This window comes from uncultured Planktosalinus sp. (assembly GCF_963973675.1).
Taxonomy (GTDB): Bacteria; Bacteroidota; Bacteroidia; order Flavobacteriales; family Flavobacteriaceae; genus Planktosalinus.
This window is the reverse complement of record NZ_CAXBAN010000134.1, coordinates 1-6,532: the sequence shown is the minus strand read 5'-3', so window position 1 is coordinate 6,532 and position 6,532 is coordinate 1. Positions and strand designations below refer to the sequence as shown.

General features: G+C 38.8%; 6 protein-coding genes and 1 pseudogene. 3 read left to right on the top strand and 4 right to left on the bottom strand.

Annotated features, from left to right (window positions below):
* The 3 genes and pseudogenes from AACY61_RS06850 to AACY61_RS06840 form a co-directional block, all read left to right on the top strand.
* Nucleotides 1-766: DUF3883 domain-containing protein (locus AACY61_RS06850; RefSeq protein ID WP_339610833.1), on the top strand; the 766-nt coding region annotated here is incomplete at its 5' end.
* Nucleotides 767-882: 116 nt separating this feature from the next.
* Nucleotides 883-1,641, top strand: a pseudogene (locus AACY61_RS06845) (site-specific DNA-methyltransferase); the annotation flags it as partial.
* 541 nt (nt 1,642-2,182) lie between these two features.
* Nucleotides 2,183-2,413 carry a hypothetical protein gene (locus AACY61_RS06840; RefSeq protein WP_339610832.1) on the top strand — a complete coding sequence of 77 codons (231 nt, stop codon included), beginning with the start codon at nt 2,183-2,185 and terminating at the stop codon, nt 2,411-2,413.
* Nucleotides 2,414-2,536: 123 nt separating this feature from the next.
* On the opposite strand, the gene AACY61_RS06835 is transcribed toward AACY61_RS06840, so the two are convergent.
* From AACY61_RS06835 to AACY61_RS06820, 4 genes are all read right to left on the bottom strand, one after another.
* On the bottom strand, nt 2,537-2,944 hold the full coding sequence (locus AACY61_RS06835; RefSeq protein ID WP_339610831.1) for an HU family DNA-binding protein: 408 nt from the start codon (nt 2,942-2,944) through the stop codon (nt 2,537-2,539).
* Nucleotides 2,945-3,426: 482 nt separating this feature from the next.
* Nucleotides 3,427-5,403, bottom strand: a complete 1,977-nt coding sequence (locus tag AACY61_RS06830) for a T9SS type A sorting domain-containing protein (protein ID WP_339610830.1) — start codon at nt 5,401-5,403, stop codon at nt 3,427-3,429.
* A gap of 104 nt (nt 5,404-5,507) precedes the next feature.
* Nucleotides 5,508-6,269 carry a LytTR family DNA-binding domain-containing protein gene (locus AACY61_RS06825; RefSeq protein ID WP_339610829.1) on the bottom strand — a complete coding sequence of 254 codons (762 nt, stop codon included), beginning with the start codon at nt 6,267-6,269 and terminating at the stop codon, nt 5,508-5,510.
* Between the two features lie 37 nt (nt 6,270-6,306).
* A partial coding sequence (locus AACY61_RS06820; RefSeq protein WP_339610828.1) for a hypothetical protein occupies nt 6,307-6,532 on the bottom strand: 226 nt, incomplete at its 5' end.

Below are 6,532 nucleotides of genomic sequence, written 5' to 3'. Positions count from 1 at the left end.
GCACCATAATCAAGGTGGCAGTGGTAGACATAAATGTCCTACTTGTGCTTTTGAACAAGGGTTTATCTTAGGTAGCACGAGTAATTGGGAAAATTATATAGCCTATTGTAAAACTCTGATTAATGCGGAAAGTTGTCCAGAAGGTAGTATTGCACCTACTCATATCTTACAGAATTTAGGAGAAAATCAAGGTGGTACAGGAAGGCATAAGTGTACCAATTGTGCATTTAAAGAGGGTTTTTTAGTGGGGATTTTAGAGAATAATTTACAAAATATCACCTTAGAATTGGTTGAGGCTCCAAAAACATCAAACAAGCAATTTAAAAGAACCTTTAAGCCTACTAAAGCTACAGATTTTATTAAAGAAGAGCTTAAAAACAGACGTTTAGGTCATTTAGGAGAATTGTTTGTGGTTGAAAAAGAAAGAAATTTTTTGATAAAAAGTGGTAAAGAAAGCTTGGCTAATAAAATAGAGCATAGCTCCCTTGTTAAAGGTGATGGATTGGGTTACGACATTCTTTCATATGATATTGATGGTAATGAAAAGTATATTGAGGTGAAGACCACAAGGAGTAACATTTCAAGACCTTTTTTTATAACTATAAATGAGATTGAATTCTCTAAGACAAAATCAAATAATTATTTTCTTTATAGAATTTTTGATTTTGACACAAATTTGAATCTAGGAAAATATTATATTATAAATGGTAATTTGATTGAGAAAGTAAATCTTCAAGCAACACAGTATTTAGCCTATCCCATTTAGATAATTTTTTCACACATCTTGAGTTAATTATTCCTAAAGCTTTAAACAAAAAGCTTTTAATGTTGAAAAACTGAACTAAGGTATTTTTATCCAGTTTTTGTAGAAATTTTAGAAGAATGATACAACCATATTATAAATCCAAAGACAAAGATTTTTACCTTCTCCATGGAGATACGTTTGAGTTGTTACCCCAAATTGAACATCAATTTGATATGGTTTTTGCTGATCCACCTTATTTTTTATCCAATAATGGTCTATCTATTCAAAATGGGAAGATAGTAAGTGTCAACAAAGGAAACTGGGATAAATCTTTTGGTTTTGATTACATCAATGACTTTAACAAAAGATGGCTTTCGTTAGTAAGAGATAAAATGAAAGATGATGCTACCATCTGGATTAGTGGTACAATGCATAATATTTTTTCTATTGGTCAATTATTAACTGAGTTAGATTTTAAAATTCTCAACGTCATAACCTGGCAGAAAACCAATCCACCACCTAATTTTTCTTGCCGTTATTTTACGTATTCTACAGAGCAAATCATTTGGGCAAGGAAGAAAGAAAAAGTGCCACACCACTACAACTATGATTTAATGAAACGGTTAAACGATGACAAGCAAATGAAAGACGTATGGACATTGCCAGCCATAGCCAAATGGGAGAAAAGCTGTGGTAAACATCCCACACAAAAACCTCTCTCAGTTTTAGCGCGTATTGTATTAGCTTCCACAAAACCTAACGCCTGGATTCTTGACCCATTTGCTGGAAGTAGCACCACTGGCATAGCTGCAAACTTGGCGAATCGAAAATACCTAGGAATTGACCAAGAAAAAGAGTTTTTAAACATCAGCAAAAACCGTAAATTAGAAATTGAAGATGTAAGAGTTGCAGCAGATTACAGAAAAAAGATTAGCGGTTTTATTGACAACAAACAATTCAGCCTTTATTTAAAAGATGAGCCAAAAGATAAAACTATTAAAATTGCTTTAGGATTTTGTAGTAAGCTGAAGTTAAGAACTTTGGAAGGAGGAAAAACTTTTTACTTTCACGCCATAGAACGCAATCACAAAGTAAAAGATTTCCCAACAGGAATTCTTGAGGCAGATAAGTTGGTGGTCTATTCAGGAGGCAGAAGCAAACCTATAGTTTTATCAGGTTTTGAAAGTGAGATTAAGTCTATTAAATTAAAACATAGATCAAAAATAAAAGGAAAAGAAAACTCCAAAACAAAATATTATTACGAAGTAAAACTTGTGAAACCTTTTACTTATAATGAAGAGATGGATTTTACCATAAACGTGAATAAGCTTTTCAAAAAATCTGAAGAGGAAAATAGAAAGTTACTTCGCAAGTTTCTTCCGGCATTGACTAATATGGATGATTTACTAAAAGCAAAAATTCAACCAAAAGAAGTTCATGAATAAAATCCAATTATTAGACACTCAATACCTTAACAACGCCAACAGAACCATAGAAACCCTATTAATTAACGGCAGTAAAAAATTATACCTCTACAACCACCAAGGCCAATACTACAAAATCTTTGACCAACAAAAAGAGCTTAATAACTACCTAAATGCAAAGCCCTACCAAATGCTTTGTGAATTTTATAGTGAGGAGGCGGTGGATGCTTTTTTGCTGACTTAGGACAGGGGACAAAATCCTTGTGTCTCTGTGGCCTTGTTGTTGGAACACCGGATAGCGAACCAGGAATAGCAAATATCGATATTGTATGCTATCAAGCTTATCCTGAACATTGCTGCTGAGCACTTACCTTCCCCCTTCCCGTTTGATAGTCATCCCCACTTTAAGCATTTTTTTAATGGCTTTGGAGGGCTGGAAGTTGAGGTGGAATTTTTTAATGCTTTTTTTGGTGAGCTTGTCGGGGTGGTCTTCGGCTTTGCATTGGAAACCAATTTTATAACGCCCCAGGTCTCCCAGCTCCACGATGCGCCCTTCAGCCAAGTGAAATTGATAGAGGGCTGCTATTTCCATAGCGGCGTGTTTTACATCTCCCGGCGTAAGTGAACAGCGGTCGCCTACTTCTTTGCAAATTTGGTCAAAGGTGACAATGCCGGTATGTACCGCTTGCATAATGTATTGGTCCTTTTTACCCCCTATGGTGTTTTTGCGCCTGGTGATGCGATACCGAAGGGTTTGATTGTTTAATTGTGCCATTCTTTTTACTATTTAATTATACACTGCTTTAAAAAAATGTTTTTCTGCGTTACTTTACTTGTTTTTCTGCGTAGAAAACTATGTAAACAAACGTTTGTGAAACATCAATATACTAGTAAATTTAACCAAAAATATTAGTAATATTTATAATAAAAAGTAGTAAAAAATATGGATTAAGGTAGTTTTTTGAAAGTCGCTGCGCAAACTGCTGTTTTTCAGTTTTTTAAGCTACAAGATTGTTCGCTTTTGGTTTAGCTTTCTTACAACAACTTCTGTGCAAGTAATGTAGGCTTAAATATACGAAATTTTTGATTTTCAGCTTGATTATTGGTCTGTTTTATAATAATAAAGTTTAGACAATTGAAACTGATGTGCTGAGGTGTTCTATTCTTGTTTTTGACAGGCGTAATAAAATTAAAAAAAACCGCTCCATTACAGAGCGGTTGATTGACACTATGAAAATTAGTCAAAATGGAAGCTGTTTAATTCTTAATTACCTTCTTGACGGTGGTTCCTTGTTCTGTATAAATTTTCATAAAATAAACTCCGGTCGCTTGTTTGGAAAGGTCCAGAGTTACCTCAGACTCATTGACTAAATGAATGCGCAGCAATCGCCCTGCCACATCATACCATTCAATACTGTTGATGGTTTTCTCAGCCCTGACAGTCAATTGATTCTGAACGGGATTGGGATAGACCGAAATAGCGGCATCAAGAACCGGGTCCTGCGTGCTCATGGTTGCTTCAAACAAGGTAATGGCCTCATTGGTCGTTACGGGGTAGTTGTAATCAAAATAAATATCGGCTTTGCTTAATACTTCATCACCCTCCTCCAGTGAGTTGAGGGTTTCCACTGCCAACAGGATGTTGCCATGACCACCGGAAGCCAGTTGGATGTTCTGAAAGAAAAACTCTGCCGTAGTACCCATCAGGCGGGCGTCTACTTCATGGGAGGCATTCAGCAGCAACATTGTTTCCGGGTCATACTGCTCGGGGTTGATTTCCATTGCTATCACTACATTCTGTGCAGGAAAATTACCGGTATTTTCAAAACGGATGCGGTAGTGCAACTGTTCACCAATGTTAAGCGGGTCTTCTATGGTGCCTTCCAGACAAAGAATGTCATTGGGGTCAAACGCCCCAACCACGGTTTCTTCATAGGTATAGGAATTATCTGTAGGTGTTTCATCCCCAGCTTCGGGTTCTACAAGGGCTCCAAATTCAAGGACGTCATCAATGTTGACAGGGTTGTCAGGGTCTGTTGGGGTATTGATATTCATGGTCACCAGTATGCTGCGTTGCTCAAAGGGAAGCAAGTCTGCAAAGTCCCATGATAACAGACCCTCAGACTGGCTGTCAGGTGTTTCAGATGCAGAAACAAAGTCCATAAACTGGTCCTGAAAGAACAGGGTGACACCCTCAGCTTGTGTCATAACTTGGTTTCCTTTATTGCGGTACACAAGCTTGTAAATGGCATCAAAGCCGGGTACAGCAAAGTCAACGGGAGCAATCACAACTTCAAGGTCGGGGTGCACACCATTGGGCGAAATACAAAAGTCAACCACCTCAATACTGTTATCGACTACAGGAAACGTCACTTCAGCCTCTGAAGGGGTCACGGTAAAGTAGTCCGGATGTTCAATTGTAGGATTGAGTGTAAAGGTGCCTGCCGGTGTATAGAAAATGTATTCTCCGTCAGCATTTGTAAAACTCGAGATTGCATCTGTGCCGTCAGTAAGATCAATTCGCACATAGGGCTGCAGGTTGGTCTCGATGTCGCAATCGCCGTCATTGTCAAGGTCAAACAGCACAGTACCGGTAATGGTATTGTAGTCGCCCCCTGGATAAAAAGTACAGTAAGAAGACACATGCTTTCCTGAACCGAACAGATTTAATTGCTCATCAATGATTGCCACTTCACTTTCATCAGCACAGACATAGCAGCCGTCAGGCAGGTTGGCCCAAATTTCCATCCAGGTCCCGCTACCGATTAGTTCCGGGTCAAAAGCACTTCCGTTTTTGACATTCATAAACTCTAATGGATTGCTCAGTGCCCAGACGAATTCCAGGTTTGGATTGCTTGACAGGTCAAGTTCCGTAAGGTTATTGTCTGAACAGGTAAGTTCTTCCAAATTGACCAGGGCCGAAACGTCCAAAACGTTCAGGTTGTTTTGGTCACACAAAAGATGGGTGATATTGGTAAATGCGTCAATCCCCGAAAGGTCACCTATATCGGAATTAATGATGTTAAGTTCAAAAACCGTGAGGGCTTCACTCAGCTGGATTTCGTTATCGGTATTGGTGTCTATGACAATGGACACCCCATTTTCATCTTTGGCAATATTGTTTGTAGTGGCAGCCTCCAGCAGTTTGTCTTTAAAGTTGGCATCAGGAATGGTGACCACTTGTGCCTGTGCTGTTCCGAAAATGAAGAGTAAAAGGAGGTATAGATTTTTCATAAGATTGTTTTTTTTGATTGCTCTGTACTGTTAGCGAATATAAAGTGAATGTTTCATTCTTATAGGGCTTAATGAGTATAGGCAGGGTTTCATTTAGAATTTGTTTACAGGTTTTTTAAAATTTCGTGCAGCCGTTCTTTCTTGCGTTGTGAAATGGGCAGGTGGCTGCCATCAGTCATCACCACATACCCACCGTCTTTTTTGATATAGGATTTCAAAAAGGCCAAGTTGATTAAGTGGGATTGGTGGATGCGTTCAAAACCATGGCCGCTCAGTAATTCTTCATATTCCTTTAGGGTTTTAGAGATTAGGAAGCTTTGGCCGTTTTTAAAAAAGAATTTGGTGTAATTGTCTTCAGATTCGCAGCGCAGTATTTCGTTGATGTTAAACAAATGGGTACCGTCTGCAGTAGAGAGGGCAATGCGTTTAAAGGTATCCGTTTTTTTACGGATGTTTTCCAGCAGGAGTTCGATGTGTTCAAATCCTTCGTTTTTCTGCAGGGTGGTTTGTATTTTTTCTACCACCTTCTGCAGTTCTTCAGGATCGACGGGTTTGAGTAAAAAGTCGAGTGCACTAAAGCGGAAGGCTTTGATGGCATATTGCTCATGGGCGGTGATAAACACCACCTGAAAGGCTATTTTTCCCTGTTGTTCCGTTAGTTTTTCCAGGATGTCAAATCCGGTGCCTTCTGCCAGCTGAATGTCCAGGAACACCACTTTCGGGTTTTGGGTACTGATGACCGAGATGGCATCCGGCACGTTTTCTGCTTCCCCAACGATGTGGATGTGGGGTGCATACTTCCCAAGCATGGCTTTCATGCCTTTTCGCAAATGGGCATCGTCATCAACAAGTATGGCTGTAATCATATGCAATGGTAGCTAAATTCGTTTTTTGTTACAAATCTTATTTTAGTATATATTGTATGGGCAACTGTAAAACGACCTTGGTTCCGGTTACCTTGCCATTGTTGTCTTTGGTTTCTTCAATCATTAATTTTGACACTTTGGAGGTGGAGGTTTCAATCATTTTCAAGCGGTTTCTTATGATATCCAATGCCATGGATTTATGCACCGACACTGATTTTTCCTTCAGTTCTTTAGAGGTTTTTATCCCCACGCCGTTATCTGTG

Excerpts from the sequence above, each read along its gene's own strand:
- AACY61_RS06825 (WP_339610829.1), bottom strand. The coding sequence starts at position 6,269 with ATGATTACAGCCATACTTGTTGATGACGATGCCCATTTGCGAAAAGGC.
- AACY61_RS06835 (WP_339610831.1), bottom strand. The coding sequence starts at position 2,944 with ATGGCACAATTAAACAATCAAACCCTTCGGTATCGCATCACCAGGCGC.
- AACY61_RS06840 (WP_339610832.1), top strand. The coding sequence starts at position 2,183 with ATGAATAAAATCCAATTATTAGACACTCAATACCTTAACAACGCCAAC.
- AACY61_RS06830 (WP_339610830.1), bottom strand. The coding sequence starts at position 5,403 with ATGAAAAATCTATACCTCCTTTTACTCTTCATTTTCGGAACAGCACAG.